The organism is Actinoplanes lobatus (genome assembly GCF_014205215.1).
In the GTDB taxonomy this organism is placed as follows: Bacteria; Actinomycetota; Actinomycetes; order Mycobacteriales; family Micromonosporaceae; genus Actinoplanes; species Actinoplanes lobatus.
On the sequence record NZ_JACHNC010000001.1, the window covers coordinates 8,166,622 to 8,182,515 of the forward strand.

The 15,894-nt window shown below is 70.7% G+C and carries 12 protein-coding genes; 6 read left to right on the forward strand and 6 right to left on the reverse strand.

Going from position 1 to position 15,894, the window contains the following annotated elements:
- The first annotated feature begins 316 nt into the window (after nt 1-316).
- Entirely contained in the window at nt 317-5,740 is a 5,424-nt protein-coding gene (locus tag BJ964_RS37480; protein WP_188125080.1) for an ATP-binding protein, read from the forward strand.
- A 41-nt stretch (nt 5,741-5,781) separates the two neighbouring features.
- Here the strand turns inward: BJ964_RS37480 and BJ964_RS37485 are convergent, their stop codons facing one another.
- Both BJ964_RS37485 and BJ964_RS37490 read right to left on the reverse strand, forming a co-directional pair.
- Entirely contained in the window at nt 5,782-6,426 is a 645-nt protein-coding gene (locus BJ964_RS37485; RefSeq protein WP_188125081.1) for a response regulator transcription factor, read from the reverse strand.
- Nucleotides 6,427-6,432: 6 nt separating this feature from the next.
- Nucleotides 6,433-7,644, reverse strand: a complete 1,212-nt coding sequence (locus BJ964_RS37490; RefSeq protein WP_188125082.1) for a sensor histidine kinase — start codon at nt 7,642-7,644, stop codon at nt 6,433-6,435.
- 134 nt (nt 7,645-7,778) lie between these two features.
- Here BJ964_RS37490 and BJ964_RS37495 point away from each other — a divergent pair, with 134 nt between their 5' ends.
- Nucleotides 7,779-8,831: an alpha/beta hydrolase gene (locus tag BJ964_RS37495; protein WP_229806670.1), complete on the forward strand. Its 1,053-nt coding sequence runs from the start codon at nt 7,779-7,781 to the stop codon at nt 8,829-8,831.
- Nucleotides 8,832-9,013: 182 nt separating this feature from the next.
- Here the strand turns inward: BJ964_RS37495 and BJ964_RS37500 are convergent, their stop codons facing one another.
- The 3 genes from BJ964_RS37500 to BJ964_RS37510 all read right to left on the reverse strand — a co-directional run bounded on the left by BJ964_RS37500 (nt 9,014) and on the right by BJ964_RS37510 (nt 11,631).
- Nucleotides 9,014-10,186 (reverse strand): SUKH-3 domain-containing protein, encoded by a 1,173-nt coding sequence (locus BJ964_RS37500; protein ID WP_188125083.1) that lies wholly within the window; start codon nt 10,184-10,186, stop codon nt 9,014-9,016.
- A gap of 96 nt (nt 10,187-10,282) precedes the next feature.
- Complete coding sequence (locus tag BJ964_RS37505) at nt 10,283-10,945, reverse strand: HAD family hydrolase (RefSeq protein ID WP_188125084.1); 663 nt, start codon at nt 10,943-10,945, stop codon at nt 10,283-10,285.
- Nucleotides 10,942-11,631 carry an SDR family oxidoreductase gene (locus BJ964_RS37510; protein WP_188125085.1) on the reverse strand — a complete coding sequence of 230 codons (690 nt, stop codon included), beginning with the start codon at nt 11,629-11,631 and terminating at the stop codon, nt 10,942-10,944. Before BJ964_RS37510 ends, BJ964_RS37505 begins: the two co-directional genes overlap by 4 nt.
- Before the next feature lie 57 nt (nt 11,632-11,688).
- Between BJ964_RS37510 and BJ964_RS37515 the strand changes: the two genes are divergently transcribed.
- The 4 genes from BJ964_RS37515 (at nt 11,689) to BJ964_RS37530 (ending at nt 14,568) form a co-directional block, all read left to right on the forward strand.
- Entirely contained in the window at nt 11,689-12,543 is an 855-nt protein-coding gene (locus tag BJ964_RS37515) for a phosphotransferase (protein WP_188125086.1), read from the forward strand.
- Between the two features lie 9 nt (nt 12,544-12,552).
- Entirely contained in the window at nt 12,553-13,212 is a 660-nt protein-coding gene (locus BJ964_RS37520; protein ID WP_188125087.1) for an alpha/beta fold hydrolase, read from the forward strand.
- 11 nt (nt 13,213-13,223) lie between these two features.
- Nucleotides 13,224-13,958, forward strand: a complete 735-nt coding sequence (locus BJ964_RS37525) for a phytanoyl-CoA dioxygenase family protein (RefSeq protein ID WP_188125088.1) — start codon at nt 13,224-13,226, stop codon at nt 13,956-13,958.
- A 67-nt stretch (nt 13,959-14,025) separates the two neighbouring features.
- A complete protein-coding gene (locus BJ964_RS37530) occupies nt 14,026-14,568 on the forward strand; it encodes a hypothetical protein (RefSeq protein ID WP_188125089.1) in 543 nt (180 codons plus the stop codon).
- 22 nt (nt 14,569-14,590) lie between these two features.
- On the opposite strand, the gene BJ964_RS37535 is transcribed toward BJ964_RS37530, so the two are convergent.
- Nucleotides 14,591-15,694: a hypothetical protein gene (locus tag BJ964_RS37535; protein WP_262479411.1), complete on the reverse strand. Its 1,104-nt coding sequence runs from the start codon at nt 15,692-15,694 to the stop codon at nt 14,591-14,593.
- Nucleotides 15,695-15,894 lie beyond the last annotated feature (200 nt).

Genomic DNA, 15,894 nt, shown 5'->3' on the forward strand with positions numbered 1-15,894 from the left:
GAAAAGCGAGTTTTGGCCTTTAAGTGAAGGCACCCAGGGTGAGCGGGCCGCCGGGTTGAGGGGTATCGACAGGGGCCGCGGACACCCGACTGTGCGGGATAGTGTTTCCGCTGCTCTCGGTATGGGCCGTGCATCGGATCCGGGTCTGGACGATCGAACTATTGCACCCCGGTCTGGCCATCAGGCACAACGCTGTTTGTGGGATTCCTACAAAACACGGTGCCCGACATGCATGATCCGGCGTATGGCTCGACCGGACAGTAGCCGAGAGGGTTGAGGCGAAGGAATCTGACGGGGCTGCAGGGAGGCTCGGCAAGTGTTCAGGCGTGTCGCGATCATCAACCGTGGAGAGAGCGCGATGCGCCTCATCCACGCCGTACGGGATCTGTCCGCGGAGACCGGGACCCGGATCGAGACGGTCGCCCTCTACACCGATGAGGACCGCACCGCGACGTTCGTGCGCGCGGCCGACGTCACGTACTCGCTGGGGCCGGCGGCTGCCCGCCCGTACCTCAATCATGGCCTCCTCGAAGAGGCACTGAGGGCGACCGGCGCGGACGCGGCCTGGGTGGGCTGGGGTTTCGTCGCGGAGGATCCGGTGTTCGCGGAACTGTGCGACCGGATCGGGGTGACGTTCGTCGGGCCGAGCGCGGAGGCGATGCGCAAGCTCGGTGACAAGATCGGCTCGAAGCTGATCGCCGAGGAGGTCGGCGTTCCGGTCGCTCCGTGGAGTCGCGGCGAGGTCGCGACCCTGGAGGACGCGCTGCGCGCCGGTGACGAGATCGGCTACCCGCTCATGCTGAAGGCGACCGCCGGTGGCGGTGGCCGCGGTATCCGCCGGGTCGACTCGGGCGCGGATCTGACCGACGCCTACGAGCGGACGAGTCAGGAGGCGCTGCGGGCGTTCGGCTCCGGCGTCGTGTTCCTGGAGCGTCTGGTGACCGGCGCCCGGCATGTCGAGGTGCAGGTCATCGCGGACGGGCAGGGCACCGCTTGGGCGCTCGGTGTCCGTGACTGCTCGGTGCAGCGGCGCAACCAGAAGATCATCGAGGAGTCGTCCTCGGTGGTGATGGCGCCGGAACAGGCCGCCGAGCTGAAGGCGTCCGCGGTCCGGCTGGCGCTGGCCGTCGGTTACCGGGGCGCGGGCACGGTCGAGTTCCTGTTCCACCCGGGTGAGAAGCTGTTCGCCTTCCTGGAGGTGAACACCCGCCTCCAGGTCGAGCACCCGATCACCGAGATCACCACCGGCACCGACCTGGTGAAACTCCAGCTGCACGTGGCGTCCGGCGGCAAGCTGACCGGTGCGCAGCCGCCCGAGCAGGGGCACGCCGTCGAGGCTCGGCTCAACGCCGAGGACCCGGACCGCGACTTCGCGCCGTCGCCGGGCCGCATCGCCCGCCTCGAACTGCCGGCCGGCCCGGGCATCCGGGTGGACACCGGGGTCAGCGAGGGCGACACCATTCCGGCGGCCTTCGACTCGATGATCGCCAAGATCATTGCGTACGGGCGGGACCGTGACGAGGCGCTCGGCCGTCTGCGCCGGGCGATGGCCGAGACCACGGTCATCATCGAGGGCGGCTCCACCAACAAGAGCTTCGTGCTGGACCTGCTCGGCCAGCCCGAGGTGATCGACGGTTCCGCCGACACCGGCTGGATCGACCGGGTCCGCGCGCAGGGCCGGCTGGTCAGCCACCGGCACTCGGCGATCGCGCTGGCCGCCGCCGGCATCGAGGCGTACCAGGACGAGGAGGACGTCTCCCGGCAGCGGCTGCTCACCACCGCCCACGGTGGCCGTCCGCAGGTGCAGCACGACAGCGGCCGTCCGCTCGACCTGAAACTGCGCGGCGTCGGCTACCGGGTGCAGGTGTCCCGGCTGGGCGCCAAGCGGTTCCGGGTCGGCATCTCGGCGGGCGGCGACTTCTCCTACGCCGACGTGGTCAGCGACCGCTTCGACGCGCACAGTGGCCAGATGCTGGTCAACGGCCACCGGTTCCGGCTGGTCACGGCCACGCACGGCCCGATCCACACGATCGAGGTGGACGGCGTCACCCACCGGGTCAGCCGGGACGAGGGCGGCGTGGTCCGGTCCCCCGCCCCCGCCCTGGTGGTGGCCACGCCGCTGGCGGTCGGTGACGAGGTGGAGGCGGGCGCGCCGATCCTCGTGCTGGAGAGCATGAAGATGGAGAACGTGCTGCGGGCTCCGTTCAAGGCACGGGTACGCGAGTGCCCGGTGGCCGTGGGCAGCCAGGTGGAGACCGGCGCGCCGCTGATGCGCCTGGAGCCGCTGGACGACTCCGCCGCCGAGGAGGCCGCCGACGCGGGCGCCGCCGTCGAGATCGAACTGCCCGTCGCGTCCGGCCACTCGGCGGACCGTGGGCTGGAGGATCTGCGGGCGCTGCTGCTCGGCTACGACGTCGACACGGCCGCGGTCAAGGAATACCTGGCGGCGCGCGGCGACCTCGGCCACCGGCCGCTCGCCGGCGAGATCGAGCTGCTCACCATCGCCGCCGATCTGCTGGAACTCAGCCGCAACAAGCCGGGCGAGGACTGGAACCCCGAGCCGGGCGACGCGGTGCACAGCCCCCGCGAGCACTTCCACACCTACCTGCAGAGCCTCGACGCCGAACGGGCCGGGGTCACGCAGGGCTTCCAGGACCGGCTCACCCGGGTGCTGGCCCACTACGGGGTGGACGGGCTGGAGCGTACGCCGGCTCTGGAGGACGCGGTCTTCCGGATCTTCCTGGCCCTCCAGCGGTCCGCGGCGAGCGTCGGCATCGTGACCGAGATCCTGCGCCGGTGGATCGCCGGGAACCCGCCGCTGGAGCCGCTGTTCGAGCGGTCCGGCATCGCGCTGGAGCACCTGATCGAGGCGACGCAGGTGCGCTTCCCGTCGGTGTCCGACCTGGCCCGGGGCATCGTGTTCCGGTGGTACGCGCAGCCGCTGCTCCGGCGTACCCGGGCCGAGGTCTACGCCTCGGTCCGCGCCGATCTGCGGCACCTGGACCATCACCCGGACGCCCCGGACCGGGCGGCCCGGATCCAGACCATGATGGCCTGTTCCGAGCCGCTGGTCCGGCTGCTGGGGCAGCGGATCGGGCGGCCCGGGCGGGACCATGTTCCGCTGCTGGAGGTGCTGACGCGGCGGTACTACGACAATCGTGGGCTGACGTCCTTCGAGCCGCGGTCGGTCGGGAACATCCGTTTCGTCACGACGTCACATACTGCTGACCGGGTGACGCGGGTGGCCGCCACCGCCGTCGACATTTCCGACTTGTCGGATTCGCTCGCGGCGCTCGGTCCCCTCGACGCCGACGTGGCCGACATCTACGTGGCCTGGGACTCGCAGCCGTCCACCGAGGAGATGGCGCACCACCTCAACTCACTGTTCGCCTCGCTTCCGGTCGCCAGGGTCCGGCGGGTCACCACGACGGTCGCGGGCACGAGTGGCGCGGTCATGCACCACCACTTCACCTTCCGTCGCGATAATTCGGGCAATTTCACGGAGGATCGTCTTATCCGTGGTCTGCACCCGCAGATCGCGCTGCGCCTCCAGCTGGAACGGCTCCGCGAGTTCGATCTGACCAGGCTCCCCTCCACCGACGAGGAGATGTACCTGTTCAAGGCGGTCGCCAAGAGCAACCCGGCCGACGAGCGGCTGATCGCCATGTACCAGGTGCGCGACCTCACCGCGCTGCGCGAGACCGACGGCCGCCTGGTCGCGCTGCCCGCACTGGAGCAGGGCGTCACGCTCACCCTGGACGCGATCCGCAACATCCAGGCGCAGCGTCCGCAGAACAAGCGGTTCGACACCAACCGGATCATGATGTACGTCTGGCCGGTCACCGAACTCTCGCTCGACGAGCTGAACGCGCTCGTCCAGCGGATCCTGCCGACCGCCAGCGGCGCGGGCCTCGAAGAGGTGCAGTTCATCGCCCGGCAGCGGCGCTCCAGCGGGGAGCTCACCGAGGTGTCGGTGCGGATCACCCTGGAACCGGGCAACGGGGCGCAGCTGCACGTGGGCGAGCCGTCGACCGAGCCGGTGCAACCGCTCGACGACTACCGGCAGAAGGTGCTGCGGGCGGCGCGGCGCGGGGCGGTGTACCCGTACGAGCTGACCGGCCTGCTGGGCAGCTTCACCGAGTACGACCTCGCCTCGTCCGGCGTGCTGGAGCCGGTCGACCGGCCGAAGGGGAGGAACTCGGCCGCGATCGTCGCCGGTGTGGTGACCACGCCGACCGAGCGCTACCCCGAGGGCGTCACCCGCGTGGTGCTGCTCGGCGACCCGACCAAGTCGCTCGGCGCGCTGTCCGAGCCGGAGTGCGCCCGGGTCATCGCCGCCCTCGACCTCGCCGAGACGATGCGGGTGCCGCTGGAGTGGTTCGCCCTGTCCGCCGGCGCCCGGATCTCGATGACCTCCGGCACCGAGAACATGGACTGGGTGGCGGCCGCGCTCAAGCGGATCGTCACGTTCACCCAGGCCGGCGGCGAGATCAACATCGTGGTGGCGGGCATCAACGTGGGCGCCCAGCCGTACTGGAACGCCGAGGCCACGATGCTCATGCACACCAAGGGCATCCTGGTGATGACGCCGGACTCGGCCATGGTGCTCACCGGCAAGCAGTCGCTGGACTTCTCCGGCGGTGTGTCGGCCGAGGACAACTTCGGCATCGGCGGCTACGACCGGGTGATGGGCCCCAACGGACAGGCGCAGTACTGGGCGCCCAGCCTGCCGGCCGCCCGCGACGTACTGATGGCCCACTACGACCACACGTACGTCGCGCCCGGCGAGACCGGTCCGCGCCCGGCGACCACGTCCGACCCGATCACCCGGGACGTCTCCGGCTTCCCGCACACGGTCGCCGGCAGCGACTTCGCGACGGTCGGGCAGATCTTCTCGGCGGCCCACAACCCGGACCGCAAGAAGGCCTTCGACATCCGTACGGTCATGCGCGCCGTGTCCGACCAGGATCACCCGGTGCTGGAGCGGTGGGCGGGCATGGCCGACGCGGACACGTCGGTGGTGCAGGACGCGCACATCGGCGGCCGCCCGGTCTGCCTGATCGGCATCGAGTCGAAGTCGGTGGCCCGGCGTGGCTTCCCGCCCACCGACGGCCCGGACACGTACACCGCGGGCACCCTGTTCCCGCGTTCGTCGAAGAAGACCGCCCGGGCGATCAACGCCGCCTCCGGCAACCGCCCCCTGGTCGTCCTCGCGAACCTGTCCGGTTTCGACGGCTCCCCCGAGTCGATGCGCAACCTTCAGCTGGAGTACGGCGCCGAGATCGGCCGGGCCATCGTCAACTTCGAGGGCCCGATCGTCTTCACCGTCATCTCCCGCTACCACGGCGGCGCGTTCGTGGTCTTCTCGAAGGCCCTGAACCCGAACATGACGGTGCTCGCCCTGGAGGGCTCGTTCGCCTCGGTGCTGGGCGGCGCCCCGGCCGCGGCGGTGGTCTTCTCCGGCGAGGTCAACAACCGCACCGCCAACGACCCGCGGGTCAGCTCCCTGCAGGCCCAGGTCGCGGTGGCGGGCGGCGCCGAGCGTTCCGCGCTCAACGCCCGCCTGGCCGAGGTCCAGCAGTCGGTGCGGGCCGAGAAACTGGGTGAGGTGGCCGCCGAGTTCGACCGTGTCCACAGCATCCAGCGGGCGGTCGAGGTCGGTTCGGTCGACGCCATCGTGAGCACCGCCGAACTGCGCCCGCGCATCATCGAGGCCATCGAGCACGGCCTCAAGGGCTGATCCCTTTACGACTCCGGCGTGGCGCTCCCGCCACGCCGGAGTCAGTTCTGCAGGTAGCGGATGACGGCCAGGACACGGCGGTGGTCGGTGTCGGACGGTGGCAGGTCGAACTTGTTGAAGATGTTCGTGACGTGCTTCTCCACCGCCCGCTCGGTGACCCGGATCGCGGCGGCGATCGCCGTGTTGGTGCGCCCCTGCGCCATCAGCGCCAGCACCTCCCGCTCACGTGGGGTGAGCTCGGCGAGCAGATCCCGGTGCCGGGTACGGCCGAACAGCTGGGTGACCACGTCCGGGTCGAGGGCGGTGCCGCCGGCCGCCACCCGGTGCAGGGCGTCCACGAAGTCGTCGAGCTTGGCGACCCGCTCCTTCAGCAGGTAGCCGACCCCGTCGGAGCCGTTCGCCAGCAGCTCGGCCACGAACGCCGTCTCCACGTACTGCGAGAAGATCAGCACCCCGGTGCCGGGCCATTCACGACGGAGCCGGACCGCGGCGCGCAGGCCCTCGTCGGTATGGCTCGGCGGCATCCGGATGTCCACGATCGCCACGTCGGGCGGCTCCGCGGCAACCGCTTCGAACAGCCCCGGAACATCCTCGACCGTGGCGAGCACCTCATGCCCCCGAACGGTCAGCAGCTGAGCGAGGCCCTCCCGAAGGATCGCGGAGTCCTCGGCGATCACGATGCGCATGTCTCGTCACGGCCTCTCTGGGCAGGGGATCTCGACGGTGACGGTGGTCGGCCCGCCGGCCGGGCTCTCCAGCGACAGCCGCCCGTCGACGACCCGGATCCGCTCGGACAGCCCGGCGAGCCCACCACCGGCCCGCAGGAAGGCGCCGCCTCGCCCGTCGTCGTGAACCCGCAGCCGCAGAACATCCCCCCGAAGATCGACCCGAATCGTAGCGGCGGTCGCCCCACTGTGCCGTCCCGCGTTGGTGAGCAGCTCACACACCGTGAAGTAGGCGATGCTCTCCACCGCCGGCGGTGGCCGCCGGGGCAGGCCGACCTCGACCGTCACCGGCACCGGACTGCCGGCCGCCACCGTGGCCAGGGCGGCGTCCAGGCCGTTGTCCAGCACCGGCGGATGGATCCCGCGGACCAGATCGCGCAGCTCGGACACCGCCGTGGCGAGGGTGTCCTGCGCGGTGTCGACCGCTTGGGCGACACTCTCCGGCGACGCGTCGGCGGCGATCAGCTCCCGGACCATCGCCAGGTGCATCCCCACCCCGATCAGCCGGGCCTGGGCCCCGTCGTGCAGGTCCCGCTCGATCCGCCGCAGGGTGACGTCGGCGTCCTTCACCGCACGGTCCCGGGACTCCCGCAGATCGCTCATCCGCTGGCTGGACCGGCTCGGGCCGAGCAGCCCACGGATCAGCATCCGCTCGCCGAACAGGACCAGCCGCACCATCCAGGGAGCGAGCAGGATGATGACCAGCCCGAAGAACCAGGTGACGGGCACCCACCCCTGGAAGTCGTGCTCCTGAAGGGGGTAGAAGGTCAACGTGGCGAATCCGTACGTGTAGAAGCCGGCACCGACCAGCAACGACAGCGGCGCCACCACCACCTTGGCCAGCGGGTAGCCAAGGGCCTTCCAGCCCGCCGGGTCGCTGAGCACGGCCCGCCGCCACCCGAACGCACCGGGGGTGGCCGGTGACCGATCCGGTGCCGGCACCTTCTCGCGGAGCAGTCGCGCGGCCAGCCCACGCCGTCCGGCAGCCAGGCCCGCGGCGGCCCGCAGCACCCCGGCCAGCAGCCACAGCCCCAGCGGAGTGACCGAGAGAACGGCGCCGACCAGGGTCCCGAACAGCAACAGGACGGCGCTGACCAGGTCGATCGGCAGCACCAGCAACAGGTAGGCCACCTCTCGCCACGACTGCGGCTCGATGATGGCGGTCACTATCCTTCTCATCGCCAGTCAGCATTCCCGTTCGGCGCAACCCGGCGCCATGGGGTTACCTGCCGCGCGGATGGCCGGTTTTCCGCACCATCGGGAGCGGGCTCGCCCGACTGCGCCGGAACCCGGCGCTGACCAGGCTGAACGGCATGCCTCGCCGTCTGGTCACCCCGCACCGAGCCATCCTCACGGCCACCCTCTCCGGGCTGGTCCTCCTCGGCGGCTCCATGCTCGGCCCGGCCCGCGCGACACCGCCGGAGACCCCGGTGGGGGCCGCCGCCTGGCTCGCCGATCCGCTCGCTCCGCCCGACCCCGTCACCGCCGGCCCGGCCCGGGTGGCCGCCTTCTTCGCGGGCCTCGCACCGGCCGACGCCACCGCGCTCGCCCGCCGCTTCCCGCAGATCACCGGCAACCTCGACGGCGTGCCGACCCGGTTGCGCTACCTGGCGAACCGGCTGGACCATCCGGAGGCGGCGGACCGGCAGATCCTCGGGTACGACGATTCCGCCGACGGGCGCGTCATCGAGGTGCTGGGCGATCTGGACACCGCCGACCGCGTGGTGATCCTGGTGCCGGGTGTGGACACCGATCTGGCCGGGTTCGACACCGGTCTCGGTGGTGTCCAGCGCCGGGCGCCCGCGTGGCAGGCCCGTCAGCTCCACGACCGGATCCGGGCCGGTGAACCGGGTGCGCGGGTCGCCGTGGTGGCCTGGCTGGGATACGACCCGCCCGAGGGCATGGGCCGGGACACCGTACGGGAGGATCGCGCGGCCACCGGGGCGCTGGCCCTCCAGCGGTTCACCGACGGCCTGGTGCTCGGCCACACCGGCCGGTCGATCGTCGTGGTCGGGCACAGTTACGGCTCCATCGTGGCCGGTCTCGCCGCACCCGGCCTGCCCGCGCAGGTGACCGACATCGTCGCGCTGGGCAGCCCCGGCATGGGCGTCCCCGATCGATCCGGCCTGCGTACCGGCGCCCGGGTGTGGGCTTGCGCCGCCCCGGGCGACTGGATCCGCCGCGTCCCGGGTGTGCGGATCCTCGGACTCGGCCACGGCCGGCTGCCCTCCGACCCGGAGTTCGGTGCGCTGCCGCTGCCCTGCGACGACGTGGACGGACACGACGGCTACTTCGAACCCCACACCGCCGCCCTGCAGGCGCTCGCCGACCTGGCGGCCACCCACCCGGACGGCGACCCCCGATGATCCTGGACGCGTTCGAACTCCTGGCCCGATGGGGCCGCGCCCGCTCCTCCTTCGGCTCCCCCACGTCCCGCGCCTCCCGCACGCCATCCGAGAGCGGCCTCCCTGCACCCGGCGCCGATCGCACGTCATCCGAGGATGACCCGGCGGCCGGCCCACCCGATCGGCAGGGGTAGGCGCGGCGCCTACCAGGTGCCGTCGTCGTGGACCCGGGGCGGCAGCGTGCCGGTGACCAGCGTGGTGAGTGCGGCACCCATGTCCGCGCCGAGATACCACTCCCCGCCATGGTCCAGGGAGAACACCCGGCCCCGCTCGTCGATGGCCAGGACTGCCTCGCCGTCGCCCTCCACCCCGAGCGGGAACAGCGGCACCCCGAGGACCTGCCCGAACGCCTCCAGTGTCTCGACGGTCTCGGCCGCCATGGACGGGTCGACGGCGAACATCCGCCGCCGCAGCGCCACCCCGGCCCCGTCCTGTGTGACGTACAGGCCGGCGAACTCGGCCAGCGCCCGTGACGCCGCCGGAAAGATCCGATGGCTCACGCCGTACCCCGAATGGTTGGGGATCCGGCGCTCCGCCGACCAGCCCGCGCCCCGCAGGACCTCGGCCACCTCGTCGCTGAAACCCCACGACGACGCCGGGCCGGAGGCGGCGGCCGGGTCCGGCCCGGGAACGAACCGGGGCAGAAGGCCCTCCTGGCCTTGCGCGGCGGCGTCGGGGCCCAGCCCGAGATGGTCGAGGAACAGCAGGACGGGCAGCCCGGACCGGAGCCGGCTGCCGCTGAGCGGATCGCCGTCCTCCCGGATCCGGTAGGTCTCCAATCGCGCGCCCCGCACGAGTTCGCGCAGCTCGGGCAGGGCGATCTGGGGCAGCCCGGCGGCACGTCGGCCGTTCTCCTCGGCGTGGAACAGTTCGGAGAACACCACGGCCTCCGAACTCCGCTCGGCCCCCCGCTCGCGATGGTGGGCGGGCATCGTGCCGAAGAAGGTGGCCACCGCGGGATGCAGCGGCTGGTCGGTGTCGGAGCGCAGGCTGAGCGCGACCCGGCCGCGGCCCGCGATGGTGAGCCGGCTCATCGTCGCCGGGTGACGTCGCGGCCCGGCCGGAGCCGGCGCGGGCCGGAAGTCGCGCATGTACCACGCGGCGAGGTTGGCGGGCGGTAGCGTGCCGCCGATCACCAGTTCCCCGGTGTCCCGGTCGAGGATCATGCTGGGTGGCCCGTGCCCGCCGCGGGTGCGGCTGCGGGCGGAGATGACCCAGCCGCGGGCGAACTCGTACAGCACCGGTTCGGCACCCGGGCAGACGTCCTCGACCCATTTCCGCGCCAGGTCTTCCGCATCCGTCCTGGTGATCGCCATGCCGCCCACTCTGCTATCCCCGCGCAAACTCAAGGGCGTCGATATCGATAACGCTCCGCGAACACGGTCACCGCACCGATCGGCACACTGGCGGCTCTACGGATGATCGTCGATCGCCAGCCAGGCGGCCAGCGGGTTCAGGATCGCCCGCAGATCCGCGCCGTCGGCTACGGCATGGGCTGCGGCGCGCGCGGCCGGCGTGGCGTTGAACGCGACGGCCAGCCCCACCTCGGCGAACAGCGGCAGATCGGAGCGGCTGTCCCCGATCGCGGCGCAGACCTTCGGACCGACCCCGAACTCGGCGGCCACCCTCAGCGCGAAGTCGCGTTTGCCCTGCTCGTCGAAGTGCTCCGCGACACGGCCGGTGTAGCGTCCGGCCAGGATCTCCAGGCGTGGTCCGGACGCCCGCACGAAACCGAACCGCTCGCACAGATAGCCGCCGACGCCGTCCCAGGCGAGCGTCGCCAGCACCGGAACCAGATCGTGTGCCCGGCACCAGGCGACCGTATCGGCGATCCCGTCGACCAGCGGCATGGATTCGAGGAATCCGCGGACCTCGGCCGGTGTCCACCCGGCCCATCCCTCCGCATCAACGATCGACACCTCCCGGTTGGTCAGAAGGCCGGCCGCGTAACCCTCCTCCGCCTCCCGCACCACATCGGCGTGCCCGAGCAGCCCGGCGAGGTGCTGACCGCTGCTGGTCCGCGGCACCAAGGTGCCGTCCACATCGAAGAAGACGACGCCCCCGGTCACGGTCACCGCACCTGCTCGAAGCGGAACTCGCGGATGAAGCAGTCCCGGGGCTGGCCGACCGCGAACATCACACAGTCGACCACCGATCGGGCGGTGAGAGCACTTCCCGGCGTACGTGGCCCCTCCTGCTCGAAATCCGGCGGGAACAGCGAGATCACCCGGATCCCCTCGGGCCGTAGCCGGTGCGACAGGATCCCGGCGAACCCGGCCTGCGCGTGTTTCGCCGCGTAGAAGGCGGGATGCGCGGCGGAGCGATGATTTCCCGGCTCCCCACAGCCGGAGATCATGTTGACGATGTCCGGCCGCTCCGACCGGCGCAGAAGCGGCAGCAGGTGCTGCGTCAACAGCACGGTGCCGGTGGCGCCACCGGCGATGATCTGCTCGACCTCGTCATCGGAGATCTCGCCCTCCCGATACTGCGCCGCGTTGTTGACCAGCACGTCGATCCGGTCGGTCGCCGCGTTCACGGCGTCGCCGAACTCTCGCACCGACCGTCGATCGGCGAGATCACACCGGAAGGCCTCGGCCCGGCCGCCCCGCTGGTTGATCACGTCGGCGGCCCGGGAAGCCACGCCCTGATCACGGGCGGAGAGATAGACCCGGGCACCGCGCGCCGCGAACGCCTCGGCCAGGAGCAGCCCGGTGTCACGGCCGGCTCCGGTGACCACCACCCGCATGTCCTCGAATTCCATGATGATCACTCCATCATCTCTCCCCGAGGGGAGAGTCAGTGGGCCATGATGCGGGTCATGGACTGGGATCAGGTGACCCGGCGGTTCGGCCTCGGTGGCGTGACTCGCGAGCCGGTCCGGGTAGCCGGCGGCCTTTCGAACGAGCTGTGGCGCATCACCACCACAACCGGCGTCTTCGCGGTCAAGCGGATGATCGTGAACGCCGGCCACCCCGACTTCGTCACCAACGTGGAGGCCGCCTACCGGGTCGAACGTGGCGCCTGGACGGCGGGCGTGCCGATGCCGGAGCCGATCCCCGATCCGGCGACCGGAACCGCGCTGGCCGGGGTCGACGGCTCCCTGTTCCGGGTGCATCGCTGGGTCGACGGCACGCACGCGACCGGCGAGGACGACGCGGCCGGCCTGCTCGCACGGATCCATGAAGCCGGCCGGCCCCGCCCGGCCCCCGCGCCGGAGTTCGGCCGGATTCCGGAGCACTGGGACCACGATCTGGCCGACCTGGCGAAACGGGTCGGTGAAGGCCCCGATCGGCTGCTCATCGTGGACAGCCACCGCGACCTGGACCGCAAGAACACTCTCCGCGCCCCGGCCGGCACGCTGTTGGCGCTCGACTGGGACGCCGCGGGCCCGATCCCGGCCGTGCACGAGGCGGTCGCGCTGGCTCTGGACTGGTCCGACGGCAACCCCGAGACCTTTTTCAAGACCATTCAGGCGTACGCCGTACGCAGAGAGATCCAGGTGCCCCCGGAGCCGTGGGTGTTCGCCGGCTGGGTGCGAGCGCAAGGCGACTGGCTCGACTACAACGCCACCCACCGCCCCGATTCCGCCGAGGTGACCGGCACCCTGACCCGCCTCCGGGGACTCGCCACCACCATGGACGGTTTGCTACGACAACTGCGCCGAGCGTCATAACCTGGACCGATGGCCACCTTCGTACTGATCCACGGCGCCGGTGACGTCGGCTGGTACTGGCATCTCGTCGAGGCCGAGCTCCGGAAACGGGGCCACGACACGGTGGCGCCCGATCTGCCGTGCGACGACGACACCGCCGGGCTGCCCGAGTACGCCGACGCCGTCACGGCCGCGGCCGGCGACCGTACCGATCTGATCGTCGTCGCCCAGTCGATGGGCGGCCTCGTCGCCCCGCTGGTCTGCGGCCGCCTCCCGGTGCGGATGCTCGTCCTGGTCGCCGCCATGATCCCGCTGCCGGGCGAGGCCCCCGCCGACTACTGGACCGCCACCGGCTACGCCGAGGAGGCCTGGGACCGGTACGACGACGAGATCGCCCTGTTCTACCAGGACGTCCCACCGGATCTGGCCGCCGAGGCGGTCCGCCGCTCGTCGCGCCAGTCCGAGACCCGAATGTCCGAGCCGTCCCCGCTGAAGGCCTGGCCGGACGTGCCGACGAGGGTGCTGCTCTGCCGCGACGACCGCCTGTTCCCGCCCGCCTACCTGCGCCGGGTCGCCTCCGAACGCCTCGGCATCACCCCCGACGAGATCGACGGCGGCCACACTCCGGCCCTGAGCCGCCCCGCCCGTCTAGCGGAAATCCTCGATGCCTATGCCGCCTCCACCGGGTAGTTTCGCGACCCATGGAGAACGGCTACGTCATACTTCCCCGCCTGCTGTCCGATGAGGAGCTGGCGGCCGCCGTCCAGCACGCCGACGACCTGCTGAAGGGTGTCGCCTGGAGCGACAACGACTTCGACGGCCGCCGGACCAGGCGGGTGTACGAGCTGCTCAGCCGGGTCGGCGCGTTCGAGCCGCTGCTGACCCACCCACGGGTGCGGGCCCTGGTGACCGAGGGTCTCGGCGAGGTCCACCAGTTCGGGATGCTGTTCCTGTCCGCGGTCGACCCCGGCCAGGGCGCCCAGGCGCTCCACTTCGACGCCGGCGTCTACCCGCTCCCCCGCGACGTGGAGGCCGAGATCAACGTGATCTGGGCGCTCGACGACTTCACCACCGGGAACGGCGCCACCCTGATCGCTCCCGGCAGCCACCGGTGGCCGGCCGACCGCCGCCCGAGCCGGGACGACCTGATCCCGGTGGTGATGCCCGCCGGCAGCGCGGTCGTCTACAGCGGACGGCTGTGGCACGCGGCCGGCCACAACCGCAGCGAGGCGACGCGACGGGCCCTGATCTGCGAACACGTCCTGCCGTGGCTGCGCCCCGCCGACAACCACACCCTCGCGACCGGGATCGAGGGACTACGATCGTTGTCCCCCGAGTTGCGCCGCCTGGCCGGGATCGCGCCGGCGAGCCCGTACCACGGTTTCATCGGCGGCCAGGACCCGGAGAAGTGGCTGCATCGATCCATACTGGATTGATTTCGCTCGCTTGTGCCGCGACGCGGGTCAGCGCACACAGGACGCTTTGCGTGCGCTGAGTGAAGCGGTGACGCTGACGCGAGCGAGTGGATTCGAGGCCGCCACCCGGAATCGATTGATCATGATGGCGAATTCCGTCAGCACCGATCTGCTCGACGCGGCGGGCCGGCACACCGATGCCGAGGCCCTTCGACGACGGCGACCGAGAGCCGCCCCGCGCAAGGCGGGCGGACCGGGGTTGATACCCGATGATCTGGATCGCAGACGAGGTAGGCAGCTGAGCTCGCTCCGGCCCCGGATCGCCGGTATCGCGGCCACCTACTGGTCAGCTCAGGAGATCGCTGCCGCGCTCGTCACGATCGACATCGACCATCGGATCGGTCTGCGGGAGATGTTCCGGCATTTCGAGCACGAGAAGGTGCAAATGATCGTGTCCTACCTCGTGCGGTACCCGGAGCTGGCCATACGTCCTGGAACGCTGACGTCTCTGATCTATCTCTTGAACTTCTACCCCGATGCGGAAGAAATGGCCATGGAAATGCTGCGCCGCGCCACACCGGACGTGGCCGCAGCCCTTCGGAGGCAGAGGTTCCGTTGGTGGCCCGGCTGATCCGGGCCACCAACGGAGGTGGTCAGCACCAGGTCAGGGTTGAGTTGACCCGGGTGACGTTGGTGACGACGTTGTTGGAGCCGGTGCACGGGCTCCACCGGATGTTCGTGTTGGTCACCGTCAGGTTCTTGAAGGTGATGTTGGCCGATGGCGCGAACTCGGTCCGCGACGAGATCCGGACCTCCCCGCCGCCGGTGATCGTCCCGGACACGCCGGCGATCGTCACGTTGTAGCAGTTCTCGACGAGCACCGAGTTGTTGCCGGTGTTGGCGATGTCGACCCGGTCGATGACCGCCCCGCCGCTCTCCGAGACGCAGAAGACGCCGCGCCCGCCACCACGGGCCTTGACGGTTCCGACGCGGATGTTGGTCGAATAGGAGCTGCCGATCCGCCCGTTGCGGTTGGCCATCCGGAAGGCGGCGTAGCCCGTACCGGTTCCGGCGTTCTCGGCGTCGACGGTGCCGACCGTGGCGTTGATCGTCTGGTTGAGCAGCAGCCCGGATTCGCCGACGTTGCGGGCCGTGACGGTGCCGATGGTGATCCCGTCCACGCCGTAGGTCTCCACGGCGTGCGACGACGCGCCGGAGACGTACACGGATCCGATCTTGATGTTCTTGGCCATGACCGCGGTGTTGCCGTAGTTGTCGATGCGCACACCGAGGCCGCTGGACAGGCGCATGTCGATGACGCCGAGGGTGAGGTTGTTGACGCTGCGGGCGAAGATCCCGTAGATCGGCGCCCCGGTGACGTTGAGGTGCGCGACCTCCACGTCGGTGGTGCCGCGGCTGTAGATCGGGGCGTAGTCGCCGCTGCCGCTGCCGGTCACGTTGATCGTGCCGCACACGTCGATGAGCGTGTAGCTGGGCAGCGAGATCCGCGACCCGGCGCTGATCGAGCCGGACCCGCGAACCAGAACGTTCTGTTTCGAGGTGCGGCTGGGCAGCGCACTGACCGCGGCCTGGACGGCGGCCCGCATGTCGGTGCCGGTGTAGACGGTGGAACTGCCGAGCTTGGAGGTCCAGGTGCTGCCGCTGAGGACGGCGCTGGCCTGGTAGGTGAGGGCGCCGCAGTCGGCCGCGCTGGCCGTTCCGGTGCCGAGGGCGATGCCGCCGGACGCGACGAGCACGCCGGCAGCGACTAACAGGGGGATACGGGGACGCATCGGGTGCTCCGGTCTCTGATGTGGGGATGTCCGAGATGAGCGTCGATCCGCTGAATGTTAGCGATCACTTGGAACCTGTCAAGGTTTCTCGTGCGTTTCACGCAAGCGCTTACGTAAAGACTACTACCTATGGAAGTGTGGCGTTGACGTGCGGATGACCCGCG